The organism is Mycobacterium sp. Root265 (assembly GCF_001428895.1).
In the GTDB taxonomy this organism is placed as follows: domain Bacteria; phylum Actinomycetota; class Actinomycetes; order Mycobacteriales; family Mycobacteriaceae; genus Mycobacterium.
This window is the reverse complement of sequence record NZ_LMJA01000022.1, coordinates 68956-90972: the sequence shown is the minus strand read 5'-3', so window position 1 is coordinate 90972 and position 22017 is coordinate 68956. Positions and strand designations below refer to the sequence as shown.

18 protein-coding genes are annotated in these 22017 nt (G+C 66.7%); 9 read left to right on the top strand and 9 right to left on the bottom strand.

The genetic code is table 11. The features are described from left to right. Positions 1 to 5: 5 nt before the first annotated feature. Together ASE48_RS16950 and ASE48_RS16945 are read right to left on the bottom strand one after the other, a co-directional pair. On the bottom strand, positions 6 to 890 hold the full coding sequence (locus tag ASE48_RS16950; RefSeq protein ID WP_057168276.1) for an RNA polymerase sigma-70 factor: 885 nt from the start codon (positions 888 to 890) through the stop codon (positions 6 to 8). Further along, positions 887 to 2083, bottom strand: a complete 1197-nt coding sequence (locus tag ASE48_RS16945; protein ID WP_057168275.1) for an NAD(P)/FAD-dependent oxidoreductase — start codon at positions 2081 to 2083, stop codon at positions 887 to 889. The genes ASE48_RS16950 and ASE48_RS16945 overlap by 4 nt, the downstream gene beginning before the upstream one ends. 181 nt (positions 2084 to 2264) lie before the next feature. On the opposite strand from ASE48_RS16945, the gene ASE48_RS16940 reads away from it, so the two are divergent. Both ASE48_RS16940 and ASE48_RS16935 read left to right on the top strand, forming a co-directional pair. After that, positions 2265 to 6728, top strand: coding sequence for an EAL domain-containing protein (locus ASE48_RS16940; RefSeq protein ID WP_057168274.1), 4464 nt, complete (start codon positions 2265 to 2267; stop codon positions 6726 to 6728). After that, on the top strand, positions 6725 to 8191 hold the full coding sequence (locus ASE48_RS16935; protein WP_057168273.1) for a GAF domain-containing protein: 1467 nt from the start codon (positions 6725 to 6727) through the stop codon (positions 8189 to 8191). The genes ASE48_RS16940 and ASE48_RS16935 overlap by 4 nt, the downstream gene beginning before the upstream one ends. A 45-nt stretch (positions 8192 to 8236) precedes the next feature. On the opposite strand, the gene metG is transcribed toward ASE48_RS16935, so the two are convergent. Next, the gene (metG, locus tag ASE48_RS16930) at positions 8237 to 9772 is read right to left on the bottom strand and encodes a methionine--tRNA ligase (protein WP_057168272.1); all 1536 of its coding nucleotides are present in this window, start codon (positions 9770 to 9772) and stop codon (positions 8237 to 8239) included. Positions 9773 to 9799: 27 nt separating this feature from the next. On the opposite strand from metG, the gene ASE48_RS16925 reads away from it, so the two are divergent. From ASE48_RS16925 to ASE48_RS16895, 7 genes are all read left to right on the top strand, one after another. After that, the gene (locus ASE48_RS16925) at positions 9800 to 10639 is read left to right on the top strand and encodes a TatD family hydrolase (RefSeq protein ID WP_057168271.1); all 840 of its coding nucleotides are present in this window, start codon (positions 9800 to 9802) and stop codon (positions 10637 to 10639) included. 121 nt (positions 10640 to 10760) lie between these two features. Next, positions 10761 to 11888, top strand: coding sequence for a resuscitation-promoting factor (locus ASE48_RS16920; RefSeq protein ID WP_057168270.1), 1128 nt, complete (start codon positions 10761 to 10763; stop codon positions 11886 to 11888). Then, positions 11885 to 12823 (top strand): 16S rRNA (adenine(1518)-N(6)/adenine(1519)-N(6))-dimethyltransferase RsmA, encoded by a 939-nt coding sequence (gene rsmA / locus ASE48_RS16915; protein WP_057168269.1) that lies wholly within the window; start codon positions 11885 to 11887, stop codon positions 12821 to 12823. The genes ASE48_RS16920 and rsmA overlap by 4 nt, the downstream gene beginning before the upstream one ends. A gap of 225 nt (positions 12824 to 13048) precedes the next feature. Next, a complete protein-coding gene (locus ASE48_RS16910) occupies positions 13049 to 14011 on the top strand; it encodes a 4-(cytidine 5'-diphospho)-2-C-methyl-D-erythritol kinase (protein WP_082614249.1) in 963 nt (320 codons plus the stop codon). 275 nt (positions 14012 to 14286) lie between these two features. Beyond that, on the top strand, positions 14287 to 15924 hold the full coding sequence (locus ASE48_RS16905) for a fatty acyl-AMP ligase (protein ID WP_057168267.1): 1638 nt from the start codon (positions 14287 to 14289) through the stop codon (positions 15922 to 15924). A 28-nt stretch (positions 15925 to 15952) separates the two neighbouring features. Then, on the top strand, positions 15953 to 16615 hold the full coding sequence (locus ASE48_RS16900) for a DUF998 domain-containing protein (protein WP_057168266.1): 663 nt from the start codon (positions 15953 to 15955) through the stop codon (positions 16613 to 16615). Positions 16616 to 16652: 37 nt separating this feature from the next. Next, a complete protein-coding gene (locus ASE48_RS16895; protein WP_057168265.1) occupies positions 16653 to 17729 on the top strand; it encodes a metallophosphoesterase family protein in 1077 nt (358 codons plus the stop codon). Here ASE48_RS16895 and pth read toward each other — a convergent pair whose 3' ends face one another. The 6 genes from pth to ASE48_RS16865 form a co-directional block, all read right to left on the bottom strand. After that, the gene (pth, locus tag ASE48_RS16890; protein WP_057168264.1) at positions 17730 to 18305 is read right to left on the bottom strand and encodes an aminoacyl-tRNA hydrolase; all 576 of its coding nucleotides are present in this window, start codon (positions 18303 to 18305) and stop codon (positions 17730 to 17732) included. Positions 18306 to 18326: 21 nt separating this feature from the next. Further along, positions 18327 to 19001, bottom strand: coding sequence for a 50S ribosomal protein L25/general stress protein Ctc (locus tag ASE48_RS16885; protein ID WP_057168263.1), 675 nt, complete (start codon positions 18999 to 19001; stop codon positions 18327 to 18329). 122 nt (positions 19002 to 19123) lie between these two features. Beyond that, positions 19124 to 19990 (bottom strand): oxidoreductase, encoded by an 867-nt coding sequence (locus ASE48_RS16880; protein ID WP_057168262.1) that lies wholly within the window; start codon positions 19988 to 19990, stop codon positions 19124 to 19126. 14 nt (positions 19991 to 20004) lie between these two features. Further along, complete coding sequence (locus ASE48_RS16875; RefSeq protein ID WP_057168261.1) at positions 20005 to 20676, bottom strand: LpqN/LpqT family lipoprotein; 672 nt, start codon at positions 20674 to 20676, stop codon at positions 20005 to 20007. Beyond that, complete coding sequence (gene arsC, locus ASE48_RS16870; protein ID WP_057168260.1) at positions 20673 to 21011, bottom strand: arsenate reductase (glutaredoxin); 339 nt, start codon at positions 21009 to 21011, stop codon at positions 20673 to 20675. The genes ASE48_RS16875 and arsC overlap by 4 nt, the downstream gene beginning before the upstream one ends. Before the next feature lie 2 nt (positions 21012 to 21013). After that, complete coding sequence (locus ASE48_RS16865) at positions 21014 to 21994, bottom strand: ribose-phosphate diphosphokinase (protein ID WP_057168259.1); 981 nt, start codon at positions 21992 to 21994, stop codon at positions 21014 to 21016. Positions 21995 to 22017: the final 23 nt, after the last annotated feature.

The following is a 22017-nucleotide window of genomic DNA, read 5'->3' as shown; positions in this document are numbered from 1 at the left end:
AGAAGCTAACGGCTGATGGCGCGGGGGATGGTGGCGGTGGTCAGCTTCTCCGGGTTGCGCATCGCATAGAAGTGCGAGATCCGGCCCTCGGTGATCTCCACGGTGATGACACCCTCGAAGCTCTCGCCCAGGTAGAGCTTGAGGGCCGGCGCGTTGTTGTAGGTGGCCAACTCGACGCGGCCCTCGTCGCCACCGATCCGGAGCAGACCGATGATGAGCCGGGCCACCCGGTCGGCGCCGTGCACCGGGCGGCGGGCGGCACTGACCTTGCCCGCGCTGTCGGCCGTCCACACCACGTCCGGCGCGAGCATTTCGATCAGACTGCTGACATCACCGGACGCGGCGGCCGCGAAGAACTGCAGGGTGATCTGCTCGCTGGTCGCCGCGTCGACGGGCTCGAACCGTTTGCGCCGGGCCTGTACATGCTCGCGGGCGCGGTGCGCCATCTGGCGTACCGCCGCCGCGGATTTGCCGACCGCCGCGGCGATCTCGTCGTGACCGAAGCCGAACACCTCGCGCAGCACGAACACCGCGCGTTCGTCGGGGGTCAGCGATTCCAGCACCACCATCATCGCCATGGACACCGATTCGGCCAGCACCACATCCGAACCGGCATCCTGGGTGTCGACCAGCAGCGGTTCGGGCAGCCAGGGACCCACGTACTCCTCGCGGCGGCGGGCCTGGGCCCGCAGCGCGTTGAGGGACTGCCGGGTCACCAGCTGGGCCAGATACGACTTGGTGTCGCGCACCGTGTCCAGGTCCACCTCCGCCCAGCGCAGGTAACTCTCCTGCAGGACATCATCGGATTCCGTTGCCGAACCCAGGATCTCGTAGGCGATGGTGAACAGTAGCGGCCGCAGCGCGGTGAACCGTTCGGCGTGCTCGCTCATCGGACTTCTTGTGCACCCGGGGAAGCGGCCTTCGCGTCGGCCACCCGCTGCGCCCGCTTACCGCCCTTGAGCCAGAAGTACGAGCCCGGCTTGCGGGCCTCCTTGGCCAGGAACGACACCGTGCCCTTGCAGACGGCCTCCTTGACCGTCGCCGCGACCCGCCCGCCGATGTAGAGCGGCATCACCCGGTCGTCGAGGTGGGCCACCTGGATGGTGGCGGCGCGGCGCCCCAGGCTGATGCACTGGCCGGTGAAGGCCTGGTTGATCACCGCGGGCTCGGTGCCCTCGATGCGGCTCAGCACGGTGTTCGCGGCCTGGGCGCCCAGCGGGATCGCCGCCTGGCAGCTCATCCGCAGCGGCAGACCCGACGGGGCGGACGCGTCGCCGGCGGCCACGATGTAGGGGTTGTCGACACTGGTCAGGGTCTCGTCGGTGAGCAGCCGGCCGAGGGCGTCGGTGGCCAGACCGCTGCGGGCCGCCAGGTCGGGCACCCCGAACCCCGCCGTCCAGATCGTCACGGCACTGCGCAGCTCGCGTCCGTCGGCCAGCAGCACGGAGTCCGCGCGCACCTCGGTCACCTTGGCCTCGGGTCCTTCGACGACGGTGACGTCGAGCCTGCGCATCACCTTGGCCACCGACCTGCGCCCCTTGGCGTGCAGGTACGGGCCGAGCACCCCACCGCACACCAGCGTCACGGCATGGCCTTCCTCGGCAAGCTCGGCGGCCATCTCGATGCCGGTCGGCCCCGCGCCGACCACGGTCACCGGCTCGCCGGCGCGGATCCCCGCAATCGCGTCGCGCAGCGGAGCGCCGTGCTCCAAGTCTGATATCGGATAGGCGAATTCGGCGGCACCGGGCACGGTCAGCGCGGCGCCGGTGCTGCCGACGGCGTAGATGAGGTAGTCGTAGCCGACGGTGCCGCCGGAGCCCAGCGTGACGGTGCGCGCGGCGGCGTCGATCCGCTCGGCAGTATCGACGAGCAATCGCACATCGGCGCCCAGGATCTCGGCGTAGTCCACCACCGCGTCATCGGAGCCGGTGACCAACTGGTGCAGCCGGATCCGTTCCACGAACTGCGGTCGCGGATTGATCAGGGTGACGGCAACGTCGGGGTTGCACCGCAGGTGATTGGCCGCGATGACGCCTGCATATCCGCCGCCGATGACGACGACGCGACTGTTGTGAGCACTCATGGTGTTCTCCTATCTCGAGCGGGTTATGCCCTCAAGACACCGGCCACGCGGATATTGTGACTGGACGTGACCTAGATCACGTCGGCGGCACACAACAATATCGAGCTAGCTGATTCTGGCCGGGGGATGCCAGCGGAGATCGGATTGGGCAGCCGAAGCAGGGCGCTGCCGAGGGGGGTCCATGTCGGGCGGTGGTGCTGGCGCCAGGATCGTGGCCATCGGCGCCTCGGCCGGAGGGCTGGAGGCCATCGGGCGGCTGCTCGCGGTCGTCGAACCCGGTCTGGGCTGTGCCTATGTGGTGCTACAGCACATCTCGCCGGCCCGCCCATCGGCCATGGCTGCCCTGCTTGCGGGGAAGACCTCGCTGGATGTGGTGACGCTCGCCGACGATGCCGAGGCTGTCGCAGACACCGTCTATGTGGTTCCGGCTGGATACCACGCGGACATCGTCGAAGGCCGGATGCGGCTGACCCCCGTCCCCGCCGAGACGACCCCGAAACCGTCAATCGATCGGTTCTTCGTGACGTTGGCGGCCGAGCAACGGGAGCGGGCAGTGGCGATCGTGCTGTCCGGTACGGGTTCGGATGGATCGGCTGGGCTGCGTGCCATCGTGGAAGCAGGTGGCCGGGCGGTTGTCCAGCAGCCGGCTTCGGCCTCCTTCGATGGGATGCCGGCGTCGGCGCTGGAGTCGGTGGCGATCGCATTCGTCGGAACTCCCGAGGAGATCGCCACTCAGCTTCCCGTCCTGCTCGATACCGATGCCCCCGCGGACGGCGCTGACGACCAACTCGCCGAACTGCTCGGACTGCTCAGTGCCCGTGCCGAGATCGACCTCTCCGGGTACAAACGCGGCACCGTGCGGCGCCGGATCGAGCGCAGGCTGGGTGCCGTCGGGGTGACGTCGCTCGCCGACTACCTCGCGCTGGTGCGGGACGATCCTGGCGAACTGGATGCGCTGGCCGATGACATGCTCGTCTCGGTCACCGCGTTCTTCCGCGATCCTTCTGCGTTCGAGGCCATGGCGGGTGCCATCGCCCGCACTCTCGAGGAGAAGGAACCGGCAGAGGGGTTGCGTCTGTGGGTCGCCGGGTGCGCGACCGGCGAGGAGGCGTACACGCTGGCGATGATCGTCGCCGATATCACCACCGGTTCGGCGTCGCGCGACGTCCAGATCTTCGCGACCGATATCGACGAACGCGCGCTGGCGGTCGCGCGGCGCGGGGTATACCCGGCGTCGGCGCTCGGTGATCTGCCGGCCGACGTCGTGGCGAAGTGCTTTCATGTCGTGGAGGGCGGTTACCAAGTCGACACGCGACTCCGGGACATGATCCTGTTCGCGCGGCACAACCTGGTCTGCGACCCTCCGTTCCTCCGCCTCGATGCGATCACCTGCCGCAACGTGCTGATCTACTTCGATGCGGAGCTGCAGACGAAGGTGCTCGGTGCGTTCCATTTCGCACTCGGTGCCAACGGCGTCCTGTTGTTGGGCAAGTCGGAGACCGTCTCGGCGGCGGAGTCACTGTTTGTCCCGGTCGACCGGGCGGCGCGGGTGTACCGGAGAGCCACCGGGGACAGCCGGCTGCCGGCACCACGCGGTGGCTACCCGGCGCGCCGGGTGGTGCGGCGCGTGGATGTGCCGGTCGACCAGTTGTTGGCCGCAACGGCGAGGACTCTCCACGCGACGGTGATCCTGTGCGATCGCGAGGGCACCATCCAATACACCGTCGGGCAGGTGGCGTCGTTTCTCGCCTTCCCCACGGGTGCTGCGCGGTTGGCGATCGTCGACGCGATTGCCATGGAACTGCGTGGCGAACTGCTCACGATGCTGCACCGCTTCCGGGCGACGGCGAAACCGCAGCACAGCCGACACTGCAGCGTCGGCGATCAGCTGGTCCGAATCCTGCTGGAACCCTTGTCGGACCACAGGGAACCGTCCATTGCCATCGTGATCGTTCCGGCGACGCCGGCTGCCCGGGAGCAAGGCCGGGCGCCCGCTGCCGGGCAGGGTCTCAGCGAGGAGGCACTCGTCGATGAATTGACCTCTACGCGAGAACATCTGCACGTTCTGCTGGAACAGATGACCGCCGGCAATCAGGAAATGCAGGCGCTCAGCGAGGAATTGCAGGCGGCCAACGAGGAACTGCAGGCAGCCAACGAAGAACTGCAGGCCTCAAATGAAACGTTGCAGGCTGCCAACGAGGAACTTGTCGGCCTCAATGAGGAATACAACAACAAGGCCGCCGAACTCGCACGGATCAGCGGCGAGTACGCGCACCTGTATGACACGCTTCCCTTCGCGGTGCTGGTATTCGATGGCGATGGGCTTCTCCTGCGGTTCAACAAGGCCGCAGCGAACTCGCTGTCGCTGACGGATCGGTCGGTGGGTCACCCGATCGGTGAGCTCCAGCTGCCCGATGCCTTCACCGGGCTGCAGCGGCTACTGGACCAGACAATGAAAACCGGTGCCGGAGAAGACTTCACCGCCACCTGGGACAACAGGATATTTCGTGTCCAGGTGACCCCGGCGACAGATGACCGTCGGCGGGTGGTCACCTTTGCCGCTTCGATTGTCGACATGACAGACATCACCGAGGCGCAACAGCGCCTGCTCGACTCAGAGGCGCGTCTCCAGGCACTGCTGGAGGTCACCGCTGCGGTGTACGCGATCAAGAATGTCCACGGCACATATCAGTACGTCAACCAACAGTTTCTCGACATGTTCGGGCTGGACCGATCCCCAATCGAACTCACCGATTTCGACATCATGGGGCCACCGCTGGCAGGTGAGCTGTGGAGCGCCGACCGCGAGGCACTGCGGACCGGCGCACCGCAGGACCGGGAGTATGCCGTGAATGTCGCTGGGGCGATGCGGTTCCTGGCCAGTACGCATCGAGTTCTTCTCGGCAGCAATGGAACACCGACGGGCTATCTGTTCGAAGCCCGAGATATCACCGCGCAGAAAGAAGCCCAGGATATTCTGCGGGTGTCGGCAAGTGTCTTCGAGCAGGCCGGCGAGGCAATCGTCATCACCGATCCGGAGGGCCGCATTCAAACATGCAACCTCGCCTTCGAGGTGATCACCGGCTACACCACCGCCGAAGTGACGGGGATGGCGCTGGAGTTGTTCTTCGGGGCCCCGGGTGACGGTCGCGAGTCGGCGATGTGGTCGGAACTGCGCCGGCACGGCCGGTGGCGCGGTGAGATCGTCCACCGCCGAAAGAACCAGGAGTCCTACCCCGCGTGGGTCACCGTCAGTCGGTCAAACGAAAGACCCGGTCGGGTCGAACATTTCGTCGCCGTGTTCTCCGACATCTCCCAGATCAAGAATGTGCAGCGACGCACCGAGTTCCTCTCCACCCACGACGAGTTGACTCGGCTTCCCAACCGCGCGCTCTTCACCGAACTCCTCGATGAAGGGATCGAACGCTCTCCGCACGAATCGGGCGTCTTGGCAATGTTCTTCATAGATATAGACCATTTCAAGTATGTCAACGACATGCTCGGTCACAGCGTGGGTGACGAACTGCTGAAAATGGCCGCGAAGCGCATCCGCTCCGTTCTGCGCGACGACGACACGGTCGCGCGATTCGGCGGCGATGAGTTCGTGGCGCTGATACGCAGGCAGAATCGGCATGACATCGAGACACTGGCCGGAAATGTCGTGGACACGCTGTCGCGGACGTACTCGTTTGACGAACTTGACGTATTCAGCTCGGCCAGTGTCGGTTTGGCGTTCCACCCCGATGATGGAGCTGACGGTGAGACGCTACTGAACGCGGCCGATGCGGCCATGTATCACGCGAAATCGCAGGGGCGGGACCGGGTCGGGTTGTTCGACCCGTCGATCGGCGAACGGCTACGCCGGGATGCCCGCATAGAACGCGGTCTGCGGCGATCCCTGCGCGAGGATGTCTTTCGGCTGATTTATCAGCCGATCCACCGGATCGCCGGAGCCCGTGAGATCGTCGGGCTGGAAGCCTTGCTGCGCTGGGAGGACAGCGAGCTGGGGCCGGTCAGCCCGGCCGAGTTCGTTCCCATCGCCGAGCGGTGCGGTCTGATTGTGGCGCTGGATCGGGTGGGGCGTGATCTGCTGCTCGCGCAGTTGACGCGGTGGCGCGGCGACGGCTACGCGGTGCCACCCGTGTCGCTGAACGTATCCCCGTGGAGTCTGCGGGAGGCCGAGTTCGCACCGGAACTGCTCACTGCCATGTCCGAGGCCGGTATCGAGGGCAGCCGAGTCCGGTTGGAGATCACCGAGAGCGCACTGCTGCAGGACGAGGGTGCGGTGTCTGGCAATCTGATGGCATTGGGCGCGGCCGGCGTGGTGCTGTCCATCGATGATTTCGGTACCGGATATTCATCGTTGAGCTATTTGCGCCGACTCCCGTTGTCGGAGCTGAAGATCGATCGGTCGCTCACCGCCGGAGTCGGCCGCGTGGCGGAGGACGGGGCCGTCGCACTCGCGATCCTGGGGCTGGCCGACAACCTCGGTCTGTCGACAGTGGCCGAAGGGATCGAGAACGAGCAGCAACGTTCATGGCTGGAGGAGCATGGCTGTGAGTACGGCCAGGGTTTCGGCCTTTCGCGCCCGAGCGAACCTGCGATGATCGCAGACCTGTTGGTGAGGCGGTCGGAACAGGCATGAGTCGTGGTTTCATCGATGGCTGCGAGCAGGAGCGGCTGCACCTCTCAGGAGCGATTCAGCCCTTTGGCGTGCTGCTGAAGGTCGACCGGGCCGGGTACATCACCCATGCGTCGGCGAACGTGCACACAGTCATCGGTCTCGGCGCCGATGAAGCGATAGGCACGCACGCGGATTCACTCGATCTGCCGCATGGGACGCCGGTCCAGCCCACCGACCGCCGGGCCCGGCGGCAGGCGGTGACGCATCGCGGCATCACGCTGAGCGTGCTCACGATCGTCGCTGCCGATGGAGGGATGCTCCTGGAAATGATCCCGCAGGCCGGATCATCGGTGCCGGCGCACGCTGGATCTGCGGTGCGCAGTGCGCATCCGCCGAGTAGCGAGGCTGACATCAAGGCCGACAAGCAGCGGCTTGTGGACGAGATCGCTGAGCGCACCGGATATGCGCGCACCATGTACTACCAGTTTCATGATGACGGGCATGGCGAGGTGATCGCCGAAGCGCGCAACGGAACTGCTTTCGGTAGCTACCAGGGGCTGCACTTTCCAGCCAGCGACATCCCGAAGATCGCGCGAGCGTTGTACCTACAGAACCCCTGGCGGATGATCCCCGATGCGACTGCGGCTCCCGTTGCACTGCTGACGCGATCGACTGACCCGGTCGATTTGACCCGGTCCGATCTACGCAGCGTGTCCGAGGTTCATCTGGCATACCTGGCCAACATGGGTGTGGGCGCTGCGTTGTCCTTCCCGGTAGCGGCCGGGGACACGCTGGCTGCGTTGATCTCCTGCCATCATGCCGGTCCACGGGACCCTGATATCAGAGTCCTCGACGACATCGCCGCGCTGGTGGACGCACATGCGCTGGCGGTCTCGTCCTTCAGAGCCGGTCGGCGGATGCGTCTGATAGACGGGATGGGACGCCGCTTCCGCGATATCGAGGCGCTCGTCGCGACCACCGAACGGGTCGAGGATATCTGGCCGGTGCTGGGGCCGCGGCTGATGGCCGACTTCGGCGCCGATGGCGCTGTCATGTGTGTCGGCGACACGATCCACGCGGTCGGTCACTGCCTCGACGATGACACCCTGGGCCGGGTCGAACAGGTGTCTTTCGACCGTGGCGCCGTCGTGTGGCAGAGCGACAGCCTGATCCGCGATGTGGCGGACCTGATGTTGACACCCGTTGCGGGCGCCGCCGGCGTGGTCATCGAAACCTCTGCGCGACAACGGGTCAGACTGTGGGTCAGTCGCGCCGAGCACATCGACGAGGTGACCTGGGGAGGTAACCCCGACAAACCCCTGGAATCCGATCCTGTCGACAAGCCGATATCCCCGCGTCGATCCTTCGAGGCGTGGGTCGAGCGCAGAATCGGCTACAGCCGGCCGTGGACGAGCGAGACCGAACTGCTGCTGCGGCACCTTCGCGTGGCGTTGCGGCCCTTGGCGCAGAAAGCCTGGCGCTAGCCGAGTTGCGTTCGCGGCCTGCGCTTCTCGTGCAGGCCGACCGTCTCACTCGACCTGGTAGCGGGGGAACACTCCTTCGGGCGCGGGAAGCGTGGTGCCGGCGGCCAGCCGGGTACCGATCGCGGTGAAGTCCCGCTGCTGCGCGGGCTGGCCCAGCAGATCGAGCAGCTTGCCCGACGACTCGGGCATCACCGGCTGGCTCAACAGTGCGGCGATGCGCACGGTCTCCAGCGTCGTGTAGAGCACGGTGTTGAAGCGCCCGGCGTCGGTCTTGCGCAGCACCCACGGCTCCTGGGCGGAGAAGTACCGGTTGGCCGCGCCGAGCACCGACCAGATCGCTTCCAGTCCGAGGTGCATGGCGGTGGCCTCGAAATGGCCTCGGACACGGTCCAGCAACGCGTCCGCCGCTGCAAGCATGGCCGAATCCTCGGCGGTGAACTCACCCGGCGTGGGCACGATGCCGTCGAGGTTCTTGGCGACCATCGACAGGGAGCGTTGCGCCAGGTTGCCGAACTCATTGGCCAGGTCGGCGTTGATCCGGCCGATGATGGCGTCCTCGTTGTAACTGCCGTCCTGGCCGAACGGCACCTCGCGCAGAAAGAAGTACCGCACCTGGTCCAGGCCGAACGTGTCGACCAGGTTCACCGGATCGACGACATTGCCCACCGACTTGCTCATCTTCTCGCCGCGGTTGAGCAGAAAGCCGTGCACGAAAACCTTTTTCGGTAGTTCGATGCCCGCCGACATCAGGAATGCCGGCCAGTACACGGTGTGGAACCGGATGATGTCCTTGCCGACCATGTGCAGATCAGCCGGCCAGTACCGCTGGAACAACTCCGAATCCGTGTCGGGGAAACCGACGCCGGTCAGATAGTTGGTCAGTGCGTCCACCCACACGTACATCACGTGATCGGGATGATCGGGCACCGGAACGCCCCAGTCGAACGTGGTCCGCGAGATCGACAGGTCGCGCAGGCCGCCGGAGACGAAGCTGACCACTTCGTTGCGACGCACCTCGGGTTCGATGAACTCGGGATGCGCCTCGTAGAGGGCCATCAGCCGGTCGGCGTACGCGGACAGCTTGAAGAAGTAGGTCTGCTCCTCGGTCCACGTCACCGGAGTGCCGGTCTCGGTGGCGATCCGGGCGCCGTCGGCGCCGACCGAGGTTTCGGCTTCGGTGAAGAAACGCTCGTCGCGCACCGAGTACCAACCCGAGTAATTGTCGAGGTAGACGTCCCCGGAGTCGACCATCCGTCGCCAGATCGCCTTGGACGCCTCGTAGTGGTCGGCGTCGCTGGTCCGGATGAAGCGGTCGAAGGAGATGTTCAGCTTTTCCTGCAGGCGCTGGAACACATCGGAGTTCTGCCGCGCCAACTCGGCGGTGGGGATACCGAGTTTCGCTGCCGTCTCGGCCATCTTCAGACCGTGCACGTCCGTTCCGGTGAGGTAGCGGACGTCATAGCCGTCCAATCTCTTGAACCGCGCGATCGCATCGGTGGCGATGTATTCGTAGGCATGTCCGACGTGCGGGTCGCCATTGGGATAGGCGATCGCCGTGGTGATGTAGTAAGACTCGCTCATTTCAGCTTCACCCTAGAGTGTTAGGGCGTGAGCGCCCACGGAAGACGTAGCGAGCCGCCGCCGATCCCGGAGCCGCTCGCCCCGCTGATCGACGCTCATACCCACCTCGACGCGTGCGGTGCCGAAACCGCCGACGATGTCCACGCGATCCTCGACCGGGCCGGCTCGGCCGGTGTGCAGGCCGTGGTCACCATCGCCGACGACCTGGACGCCGCGCGCTGGGCCGCCCAGGCCGCGGACTGGGATCCCCGCGTCTATGCCGCGGTCGCCCTGCATCCGACCCGGGCCAACGCCCTCGACGACGCGGCGAAGGCCGAACTGGAAGCGCTGGCCGCCCGGCCGCGGGTGGTGGCGGTGGGGGAGACCGGCATGGACATGTACTGGCCGGGCAAGTTGGAGGGCTGCGCTGATCCCGCCGAGCAGCGGGAAGGCTTCGCCTGGCACATCGACCTGGCCAAGCGCACCGGCAAGCCACTGATGATCCACAACCGCGACGCCGATGCCGAAGTGCTCGACGTGCTCGCCGCGGAGGGGGCGCCGGAGACGGTGATCTTCCACTGCTTCTCCTCCGACGCCGACATGGCGCGGATCTGCGCGGCCAACGGATGGATGGTGAGCCTGTCCGGAACGGTCAGCTTCCGCAACGCCCACGCCCTGCGCGAGGCCGCCACCGTCGTGCCCGCCGAGCTGCTGCTGGTGGAGACGGACGCCCCGTTCCTCACCCCGCACCCGTTCCGGGGTGCGCCCAACGAGTCGTACTGCCTGCCGTACACCGTGCGCGCGCTGGCCGATGTGCTGGACCGTTCCGCCGCGGAACTGGCCGAGATCACCGCCGACAACGCTATCCGCACGTACGGATTGGTGTGACGTGTTGGGTACCGTGGCGAGTTGGCGCGGTTGAACGAACTTCGTTACCGTCCTGTTATCGACGGCGGACGGTCATCCTGGCTGCTCACGTGCCGCGCTCATTAGTCGGGGATCGAAATCAGTGAATGTCTTGAACCAGCTCCACGAGTCGCGCTCGCCTGCGCTCCGGTTTTTGGTGGGCGCACTGCTGCTCACCTTGGTGTTTGCCGGTGGCGTCGCAGTGACTTCCCACAAGACGGTGTCACTGACCGTGGACGGCACTCAGCTCACCGTGGCAACGATGAAGTCGCGGGTCATCGACGTGGTCGAGGAGAACGGCTACACCGTCGGCGAGCGTGACGACCTCTACCCGGCCGCCGACGCGAACGTGGCCGATACGGATTCCATCGTGCTGCGCCGCAGCCGCCCCCTGGAGATCTCCCTGGACGGCCAGAACAGCACCGAGGTGTGGACGACGGCAGCGACGGTCCAGGAGGCGCTCTCGCAGCTATCGATGACCGACACCGCTCCTGCCGCGGCATCGCGCGGCAGCCGCCTGCCGCTGGCCGGCATGTCATTGCCCGTGGTCAGCGCCAAAAACGTACAGCTCAACGACGGTGGCAAACTGAGCACCGTCCGGCTGGCAGCCCCGAACGTCGGCGCTCTGCTGGAGGCGGCGGGCGTGCCGCTGGAACAGCGCGACACCGTGATCCCGGCGGCGTCGTCGCCGGTCGTCGACGGGATGCGCATCGACGTGACGCGTGTCCGCATCGAGAAGGTGACCGCGCAGGTGCCGCTGCCGCCGCCCAGCAACCGGATCGAAGATCCGACGATGAATCAAAGTCGCCAGGTCGTCGAGGACCCGGGCACCCCGGGTCTGCAGGACGTCACGTTTGCCATCGCGGAGGTCAACGGGGTGGAGACGGGAAGATTGCCAGTAGCCAATGTCGTCGTCAATCCGGCGCGCCAATCTGTGCTGAGAGTTGGCACCAAACCCGGTACAGAAGTGCCGCCGGTATCGCAGGGTCACGTCTGGGATGCGCTCGCCGGGTGCGAATCAGGTGGTAATTGGGGTATCAACACCGGCAACGGATATTTCGGTGGGGTCCAATTTGATCAAAACACCTGGGAGCGACAAGGTGGTCTGAGGTATGCTCAGCGGGCAGATTTGGCGACGCGTGAAGAACAGATCGCGATTGCTGAAGTGACGAGGGCACGTCAGGGTTGGGGTGCCTGGCCAACATGTAGCGCCAGATTGGGGTCATCGTGACGATCCGACTGCTCGGGCGAACCGAGATACGGCATCTGGCTCGGGAGATCGACTTCCGGCCGAGGAAGGCGTTTGGACAGAACTTCGTCCACGACGCCAATACTGTGCGGCGCATCGTGTCCGCGTCCGGTATCCATCGGCAGGATTCGGTGATCGAAGTCGGTCCGGGCCTCGGCTCGCTGACCCTGGGCCTGCTCGACCGGGGTGCCCGCGTGACTGCGGTGGAGATCGACCCGGTGCTGGCCCGTCAGCTTCCCAAGACGATCGCCAACCACTCGCACAGCGAGATCGGCCGGCTGACCGTGCTGAACCGCGACATCCTGACGTTGAAGGCCGATGACGTCGACGAGCTGCCCACCGCGCTGGTCGCCAATCTGCCCTACAACATCGCGGTCCCGGCGCTGCTGCATCTGCTGGCCGAGTTCCCGTCAATCAAGACCGTGATGGTCATGGTGCAGGCCGAGGTCGCCGAGCGGCTCGCCGCCGAGCCCGGTGGCAAGGACTACGGCGTGCCCAGCGCCAAGGTGCGTTTCTACGGTGAGGTGCGCCGGTACGGCATGGTCTCGCCGACGGTGTTCTGGCCGATCCCGCGGGTGTACTCCGGTCTGGTCCGCATCGACCGCTACGAGTCGTCCCCGTGGCCGACCGATGCCTCGTTCCGCGAGGAGGTTTTCAACCTCATCGACATCGGCTTCGCGCAGCGCCGTAAGACCTCGCGTAACGCGTTCGCCGAGTGGGCCGGTTCTGGCAACGAATCCGCCGAACGTCTGCTGTCGGCCAGTATCGACCCGGCTCGCCGTGGCGAGACCCTGGCCATCGCGGATTTCGTGCGGCTCCTGCAGCGGTCCAGCGAACTGGCGCCGCCCCCGCCGGCCCCGGCACCCGAGCCGGCCGTGACGGAATCCGAGCGCGCCACCGACTCGGCTCGCAGCTGACCCTGGCAAAGTTCGTCCCCGCGCCGGGGTCGCACCGGGCCAGATTATCGCCGGCTGATATCGACCGCGTTCATCTCGACGAATAGCGGGCCGGTCCATCCTCGTTGTGATCCTTGACACACCCTGTCGGCAAACACTAGCCTGGTCGGACAGCGGCGGGATCTGACGAGGGGTATCTCAGCGCTTATCCGCTCGGCGTGTCAGGCGTGGCGGTAGTGTCGTCCGGTGTCTGCATCTGACGGCGATACCGCAACCGAGTGGGTGCCCACCGGTTCGGTGACGGTGCGCGTCCCCGGCAAGGTCAATCTGTATCTGGCGGTCGGGGATCGCCGTGCCGACGGCTACCACGAACTCACCACCGTTTTTCATGCGGTTTCCCTGTTCGACGACGTCACCGTGCGCGACGCCGATGTGCTGTCTCTCACGATGTCCGGTGAGGGCTCCGAGGCGCTGCCGACCGACGCGCGCAACCTGGCCTGGAAGGCCGCCGAGCTGCTGGCCGACCATGTCGGCCGGGCGCCCGATGTGGCGATCTCCATCTCGAAGTCGATCCCGGTGGCCGGCGGGATGGCGGGCGGCAGCGGTGACGCCGCGGCCGTCCTGGTGGCGATGAACCATCTGTGGGAGCTGGGCGTGCCGCGCCGCGATCTGCATGCGCTGGGCGCCAAGCTCGGCAGCGATGTGCCCTTCGCGCTGCACGGCGGCACGGCGCTGGGCACCGGCCGCGGCGAGGAGCTCGCGACCGTCCTGGCCCGCAGCACCTTCCACTGGGTGCTGGCCTTCGCCGACGCGGGACTGTCCACACCGGCGGTGTTCGGTGAGATCGACCGGTTACGCGAGACGCCGGGCCGGGGCGGGCCGCCGCGGCTCGATGATGCCGAACCGGTCCTGGCCGCGCTGGCCTCGGGGGACCCGCATGAATTGGCCGGCCTGCTCGGCAATGATCTGCAGCCCGCCGCGCTGAGCTTGCGCTCAGACCTGCGCCGCACGCTGCGCGCAGGCGACGAGGCCGGGGCGCTGGCCGGCATCATCTCCGGGTCCGGGCCCACCTGCGCCTTCCTGTGTGCATCGGAATCCGCGGCGGTCGACGTCGGCACGGCGCTGTCGGGCGCCGGAGTCTGTCGCACCGTGCGGGTGGCCAGCGGCCCGGTCCACGGCGCCCGGGTGGTGCCCGACCCGGGCCGGTGAATCAAACATTGTTGCGTTGTGACACATGTCTCGATCGGTCCAAGAGTTTGGCAGTTACTTAAGGGTTCTTTAAGATGGGCTCTGGTGGAAACCCGCAGGCGGAAACAAGTGCGAGTTACCGGCTGGCCATCACCGTTTTGAGACACAACTGCTTCCCAATTGTGTGTGCGCGCCTCTCTCTACGAGGGTGCTAGCAGGCGGAATATAGGGAAACGCGCAAGGAAACTGGCGCCGAGGTCGCAGCCGACCCGGTCCCAGACACCCAGGAGGTTGTCGTGAGCCGATTCACCGACAAGATGTACCGCAGCGCCCGTGAGAGCGAGCGGGGCATGGTCACCGGCGAACCGTATGAGCCAGTTCGGCACACCTGGGCCGAGGTGCACGAGCGCGCCCGCCGCGTCGCCGGCGGACTTGCCGCGGCCGGAATCGGCCCCGGAGACGCCGTCGGCGTGCTGGCCGGCTTCCCGGTGGAGATCGCGCCGACCGCCCAGGGCGTGTGGATGCGCGGCGGCAGCCTCACCATGCTGCACCAGCCGACCCCGCGCACCGACCTTGTCGTCTGGGCCGAAGACACCATGACCGTCATCGGCATGATCGAACTCAAGGCCGTCATCGTCTCCGAACCGTTCATCGTGGCGATCCCGGTACTCGAAGAAAAAGGGATAAAGGTCCTCGTCGTCTCCGACCTGTTGGCCGCCGACCCGATCGACCCGCTGGAGACCGGCGAGGACGATCTGGCGCTGATGCAGCTGACGTCCGGCTCCACCGGCTCGCCGAAGGCCGTGCAGATCACTCACCGCAACATCTTCTCGAACGCCGAGGCCATGTTCATCGGCGCCGAATACGACGTCAACACCGACGTCATGGTCAGCTGGCTGCCCTGCTTCCACGACATGGGCATGGTCGGCTTCCTCACCATCCCGATGTACTTCGGCGCCGAGCTGGTCAAGGTGACGCCGATGGACTTCCTGCGCGACACCCTGCTGTGGGCCAAGCTCATCGACAAGTACAAGGGCACCATGACGGCGGCTCCGAACTTCGCCTACGCGCTGTTCGCGAAGCGGCTGCGCCGCCAGGCCAAGCCGGGCGAGTTCGACCTGTCCACCCTGCGGTTCGCGCTGTCGGGCGCCGAGCCCGTGGAACCCGCCGACGTCGAGGACCTGATCGACGCGGGCAAGCCGTTCGGGCTGCCGGAAACGGCGATCCTGCCGGCCTACGGCATGGCCGAGACCTGCCTGGCGGTGTCCTTCTCACCGTGCAACGCCGGCCTGGTGGTCGACGAGGTCGACGCCGACCTGCTGGCCGCCCTGCGCCGCGCGGTGCCGTCCAGTAAGGGCAACACCCGGCGGCTGGCATCTCTGGGCCCGCTGCTCAATGACCTGGAAGCCCGCATCGTTGACGAGGACGGCGCCCTGCTGCCGACCCGCGGTGTCGGTGTCATCCAGCTGCGTGGCGAATCGGTCACCCCCGGCTACATCACCATGGCCGGCTTCCTGCCGACCCAGGACGAGAACGGCTGGTACGACACCGGCGACCTCGGCTACATCACCGATGAGGGCAATGTCGTGGTGTGTGGTCGCGTCAAGGACGTCATCATCATGGCCGGCCGCAACATCTACCCGACCGATATCGAGCGGGCCGCCGGCCGCGTCGAGGGCGTGCGCCCCGGTTGCGCCGTCGCGGTGCGCCTCGACGCCGGCCATTCACGCGAAACCTTCGCCGTCGCAGTGGAATCCAACCACTACCAGGATCTGGCCGAGGTGCGCCGCATCGAGCACCAGGTCGCCCACGAAGTGGTGACCGAGGTCGATGTGCGCCCGCGCAACGTCGTCGTGCTCGGACCGGGCACCATCCCGAAGACCCCGTCGGGCAAGCTGCGCCGGGCCAACTCGGTGGCACTCGTCACCGGCTAGGCTGCGCGACAGTCCGTACCCTGGTCTGATGGACCGTGCCTCACACGCGTTGTTCGGCTGGATCGCGGTACTGGGCGCCGCCATCTCGGTGGTCGCCATCCTGACACTGGACGCGATACTCGGCGGCCAGTCCCACCGGCCGGGTCGCACCCTGCGCATGGCGACCATTTCCGAGTACATCTACACCGCGGGTGGTTGGGCCTTCCTCACCGGTGTGCTGGCCCTGGCCGTCGGCTCGATCCTGTTGCTGGCCGGGCTGATCCGCGCCGGCGTGGTGGCTCCGCTCTCGTTCGGCTCGATCCTGATGTCGCTGTGGGTGATCGGGCTCGTCGGGGTGGCGGCTTTCCCCAAACACAACTGGGAGATCGGACCCAGCACCAGCGGGTCGATACACCGGATGGCCACGCTGCTCGCCTTCGTCTCCCTACCCGCGGCGGTGCTGGCCATCGCCCGCAGGCACCGGCAGGCCCGCCCGGCGGTGTGGCTGGCCTACGGTTCCATCGCCTGGCTCTCGGTGCTGTTCGGCGCGATCGCCGTCAGCATGGTGACCGACCTGCGCTGGCACCGCATCATCCCGCTCGGGATCGTCGAACGCGGCATCGTCGCGTTCGAGGTGGGCGCGGTGATCGCGCTCGGGGTCTGGCTGATCCGCGGGGAGTTCGTGACCGCCAAGCGGTTGGAATCGCCCTGAGCGCAACGCTGCGCCGGTACCGGGGCGGCGCCCGACAATGGTCGGCGTGGATCGCAGCTTTCGCCTCTGGGCATTCGGCGACGCACACGTAGGCACCGACAAACAGTTCGGCCGGGAGAGCCTGGCCGACGCGATCCGGCAGTCCGAATCCGACGGCGCAACGGGATTCGACTGGGACATCGCCATCGACGCGGGCGATATGTCCGGGGCGCACCACAGCCTGCCCGACGATGCCGAGGGCCAAGAGGTGCGCCGCCAGCTGGCGGCACTGACCAAGCATCGCCGAGAGGACGTCTACTCGGTCTGCGGGAACCACGACCGCAACGGTCTGGACGAGCCGCAGGCGTGGTGGTGGCGTAAGTGGATCGACCCGCTCGGTGACCACACCGAGCACTCGGGCGTCGACGCCTCGGCCCGCTGCTTTCCCGTGGCGGGCACCTGGGAGCGCTACTCCTTCCGGGTGGGCAACCTGCTGTTCCTGATGATGAGCGATGTCAACGAGCCCTCCCAGACGGTCGGGCGCGGCACCCTCGGCGGCAACCCCGGCGGAGTGGTTTCGGCCCAGACCTTCGACTGGTGGGTGAACATGGTTGAGAACAACCGTGATTCGATCATCATCACGGTGCACCACTACGTGCTCAAGGACACCACGGTGGCCTCCGGGGAATGGGAAGGCGTGCGCAGAGACGCCGACGGCAGCCTGCACGAGCACTACCACCGCCCCTTCGCGCAGGGCACGCCGCAGGGGGCCTCGTATCTGTACTGGGTGGGCAGCCAACCGGATTCCGGCGCGTTCGAACGCTATCTGGCCGAGCATCCCGGCGCGGTCAAGCTGTGGATCGGTGGGCACACCCACACTCATCCCGACGACTCGCACGGCGGCAAGACGCATATCGAACGACGCTGGGGAGGAACGTTCTTCATGAACGTCGCGTCGCTGAGCCGGCACCACATGCCGATCACGACGCTGCCGATCAGCCGGTTGCTGACGTTCACCCCGGACACTTCGGAGGTCATCGTGCAGTGCTACCTGCACACCGATCAGTACGCGCCGCAGGGCTGGTATGACAAGGCGGAGCGGACGCTCGATCTCGGTGTCCCGTTCGCCTGGTAGCTACCAGGCGTGCACGGTGTTCTGCGCGGGCTCCAGCCCTTGCGCGAGAAGCAGTTCCACCGCGTCGGCGGCCTGCTCGCAGATGATGGGGACCTCCGGGCGCTCGACGGCGGAGAAGTTCTCCAGCACGTAGGCAGCCGGATCCTTGCGTCCGGGCGGGCGTCCCACCCCGATGCGGACCCGCTGAAAGTCCTTGGTGCCCAACGCGGACGCCACCGAGCGTAGCCCGTTGTGGCCGCCCTCCCCGCCGCCGAGCTTGAGCCGGATCCGACCGAAGTCGATGTCGAGTTCATCGTGCAACACCACGACATCGGCCGGGGACACCGAGTAGAACTTCGCCAACGGGCCGACCTGGCGGCCCGATTCGTTCATGTAGACCCGGGGTTTGGCGAGCACCACAGCCCGGCCGCCGAGGCGACCAGTGGTCACCTCGGCGCCGGACTTCTTGTGCACCTTGAAACCTGAGCCGATGCGCTCGGCCAGGAGGTCGGCGACCATGAATCCGAGGTTGTGCCGGGTCTTGGCGTAGTTCGGCCCGGGATTCCCCAGGCCGACCACCAACAGCGGTTCGGCCATAGTCGACGAAATTCCCCGGAGTTACTCGGAGGCTTCGGCTTCGCCCTCGGCTGCTTCGCCCTCGCCCTCGGCGGCGTCATCCTCGGCCGGAGCGGCGGTGTCGTCGGCCTCGCCGGCGCCATCGCTCTCCAGGTCCTCAGCGGTCGGCGCCGCGACGACGTTGACCACCAGGGTCTCGGGATCGACGTTCAGGCTGACGCCCTTGGGCAGGTCGAGCTGAGCGGCGGTGATCTGGGTGCCGACCTTGGCGCCCTCGACCGACACGGTGATCTGCTCGGGGATGGACATCGCCTCGGCCTCGACGGCGATGGTGTTGGCTTCCTGGGTGACCAGCGTGCCGGGGGCCGCTTCGCCCTCGACGAGCACGTTGATGTCCACGTTGACCTTCTCGCCACGCACCACGACGAGCAGGTCGACGTGCTGGATGTTGCGGCGGACCGGGTGGATGTCCAGCGCCTTGGTCAGCGCGAGCGACTCGGTGCCTTCGATGTCCAGGGTCAGGACGGCGTTGGTGCCGGAGTGGCGCATCACGGCGGCGAAATCGCGCGCGTTGAGCTCCAGGTGCTGGGGCTCGGTGCCGTGGCCGTACAGCACGGTGGGGATGAGGCCGTCGCGGCGGGCCTGGCGCGAGGCGCCCTTGCCCGTACGGGTGCGCACGGTCGCGGTGAGCTTGTTGGGGGCCGAGTTCTTGGCCATGTGTCGTTACTCCTGTGCCGGTGTGGTGAAAAGCACGGCCAGGGACGAAGAGACAGTTCCCGTCGATAACGGTGGTCGGACCACCCTCGCCGTGATGGGGCCCAGGCTATCCCAGAACACCCTCAGATCTGAAATTCGGTGCCGGTGAGCTGCGCGGACAGCGCCCACAGCCCGGCAGCGGTCCGGGGGTTGCGCGCCAGCGGGCTGCGTGGGCTGGGGCCGGTCGGTCCGCCCATCCCGAACCGCGGGCCGATGAAACTGTCGCCGGGCACGTCGGCGGCGACCGCGTACAACGTCTGCCGGGCCCCGAAGTCGGCGTCGGTGGCGATCCGGTTCGCGGCCTTCCAGAACTTGTCGCCGGTGGTGTTGCCGGTCTGGCCCTGCAGGTTGGTCGCCGAGTACCCGGGGTGCGCGGCGACCGCGAGGACCGGCGAACCGGCGGCGGTCAGCTTGCGTTGCAATTCGCTGGTGAACAGCAGGTTGGCCAGCTTGGACTGCCCGTAGGCCAGCCACGCCGAGTAGGGCCGCGACTTCCAGTTCAGGTCCTTGAGGCTGATCACGCCGAGCAGATGCATCATCGAGGACACCGTCACCACCCGGTCGGTGATCTTGGGCAGCAGCAGGTTGGTCAGCGCGAAATGCCCGAGATGGTTGGTGCCGATCTGGCTCTCGAACCCGTCGGCGGTCTGCGCGTACGGGACGGCCATGATGCCGGCGTTGTTGACCAGCACGTCCACCGCGTCGGTCTGCTCGGCGAAGGCGCGTACCGACGCCAGGTCCTGCAGATCGAGCGCGCGGACCGCGACATCGCCGGTCATCGTGGCGGCGGCGTCATCGCCCTTGGCGGTGTTGCGGACGGCGAGCACCACCGAGGCCCCGACCCGGGCCAGTTCGCGCGCGGTGATCAGCCCGAGCCCGCTGTTGGCGCCGGTGACGATGACGCGGCGGCCGGCGAAGGAAGGCAGGTCCGAGGCGGTCCATGAACTCATGGTGGCCAGGGTAACTACTTCGCCGCGACGTTGAACCCCGAGATGATCTGCTCGATCGCCGCGCCCTTGGCCTCGGCGTCATCGGCGAAGCTGGTGATGGTCAGCTGCACCAGGTACTTCTGCGCTTTGGGTTCCAGCTGACCCGGCGCGGGTTTTTCGGGCATCTTCCCGGTGGCGAACACGATCCGGTTGTAGGCCTGCATGCGTTGCCCGCTGACGTCGTAGGTGCCCTCGATCATCGAGGACGGAAAACCCTTGAAGTCATCGCGAGAACCGTTGAGCTTCTTGAAGTTCTCCGACACCTCGGCGTCGACGTCGGCATGCTTGAGCGCCTCCGCGGTGTCGAAGTCGCCGTCCAGGGTGAACACCATCAGCATGGCCGTCGGATAGGTCTCGCCGTCGGCGATCACCCGGGTTCCGGGCGCCAGATTGGTGTTGGTGTAGTCGTGCCAGCCCGGCGGCCGGGGCACCGTCACGGCCAGATCGGTGAGCTTCTCCGGGGCGACCGGTTGCCCTTTCACCCCGACGCCCTCCAGGTAGGCCGAGAGCGGGACCGACTCCTGCGAGGTGGTCTGGGTCGGCTGTGCCGGGGTGGTCGACAGCAACGACTGGTAGTCCGGGGTGGCTTCACCGCAGCCGGTCAGCAGCGTCGCCGCGGCCGCCAGCGCCGCAAGTGCAGCTCTCACAAGATCTCGTGGACCTTGTCGATCGGGCGCGTCAGCCGGGTGCCCTTGTCGGTGACCACGAACGGCCGTTCGATCAGAATCGGATGTTCTGCCATCGCGTCGAGTAGCTCGTCATCGGAGGCGTCGGCCAAACCCAGTTCGCTGTAGAGGGATTCGCGTTTGCGGACAGCCGAGCGCACGTCGATCCCGGCATCGGCGATCATGGCGGCCAGCTCGGCCCGCGAGGGCGGGGTCTTCAGGTACAGCACGATCTCGGGCTCGATACCGTTCTCGCGCAACAGATCCAGCGTCTTGCGCGAGGTCGAGCACTTCGGGTTGTGGAGGATTCGCGCCACGGTTACGCGGATCCGTCGAACAATCCGGTGACCGAACCGTTGTCGAACACCGCCCGGATGGTGTTGGCCAGCAGCGGCGCGATCGAGAGCACGGTGAGCTGCGGGAACCGCTTCTCCTCGCCGATGGGCAGGGTGTTGGTGACGATGACTTCCCGCGCGCCGCAGTCGGCCAGTCGCTGGGCGGCCGGGTCGGACAGCACGCCGTGCGTCGCGGCGATGATGACGTCCTTGGCCCCGTCCTCGCGCAGCAGGTTGACCGCGCCGGCGATGGTGCCGCCGGTGTCGATCATGTCGTCGGTCAGGATGCAGGTCTTGCCCCTGACCTCGCCGACCACCCGGTTGGACTTGACCTGGTTGGGCACCAACGGATCACGGGTCTTGTGGATGAACGCCAGCGGCACACCGCCGAGCGCGTCGGCCCACTTCTCGGCGACGCGCACCCGGCCGGAGTCGGGGGAGACGACGACCTTGTCGGCGTCGGCGTAATTCTCCGCGATGTACCCGGTGAGCAGCTTCTGGGCGCGCATGTGATCCACCGGGCCGTCGAAGAAGCCCTGGATCTGGTCGGTGTGCAGATCGACGGTGACGATGCGGTCGGCGCCGGCGGTCTTGTACAGATCGGCGACCAGGCGCGCGGAGATGGGTTCACGGCCACGGTGCTTCTTGTCCTGGCGCGCGTACGGGTAGAACGGCAGGATCGCGGTGATCCGCTTGGCGCTACCGCGCTTGAGCGCGTCGATCATGAGGAGCTGTTCCATCAACCACTGGTTCAGTGGCGCGGGATGGCTCTGCAGTACGAAGGCGTCGCAGCCACGTACCGATTCGTCGAAACGGACGAAGATCTCACCGTTGGCGAAGTCGCGCGCGGTCTGCGCGGTGACCGGAACATCGAGTTCCTTGGCCACCTGCTCGGCCAGCTCGGGGTGGGCCCGACCCGAGAAGAGCATCAGGTTCTTACGGTTGTCGGTCCAGTCGTGGCTCATTTAGGTGCCTTCGCCAGTCGGGT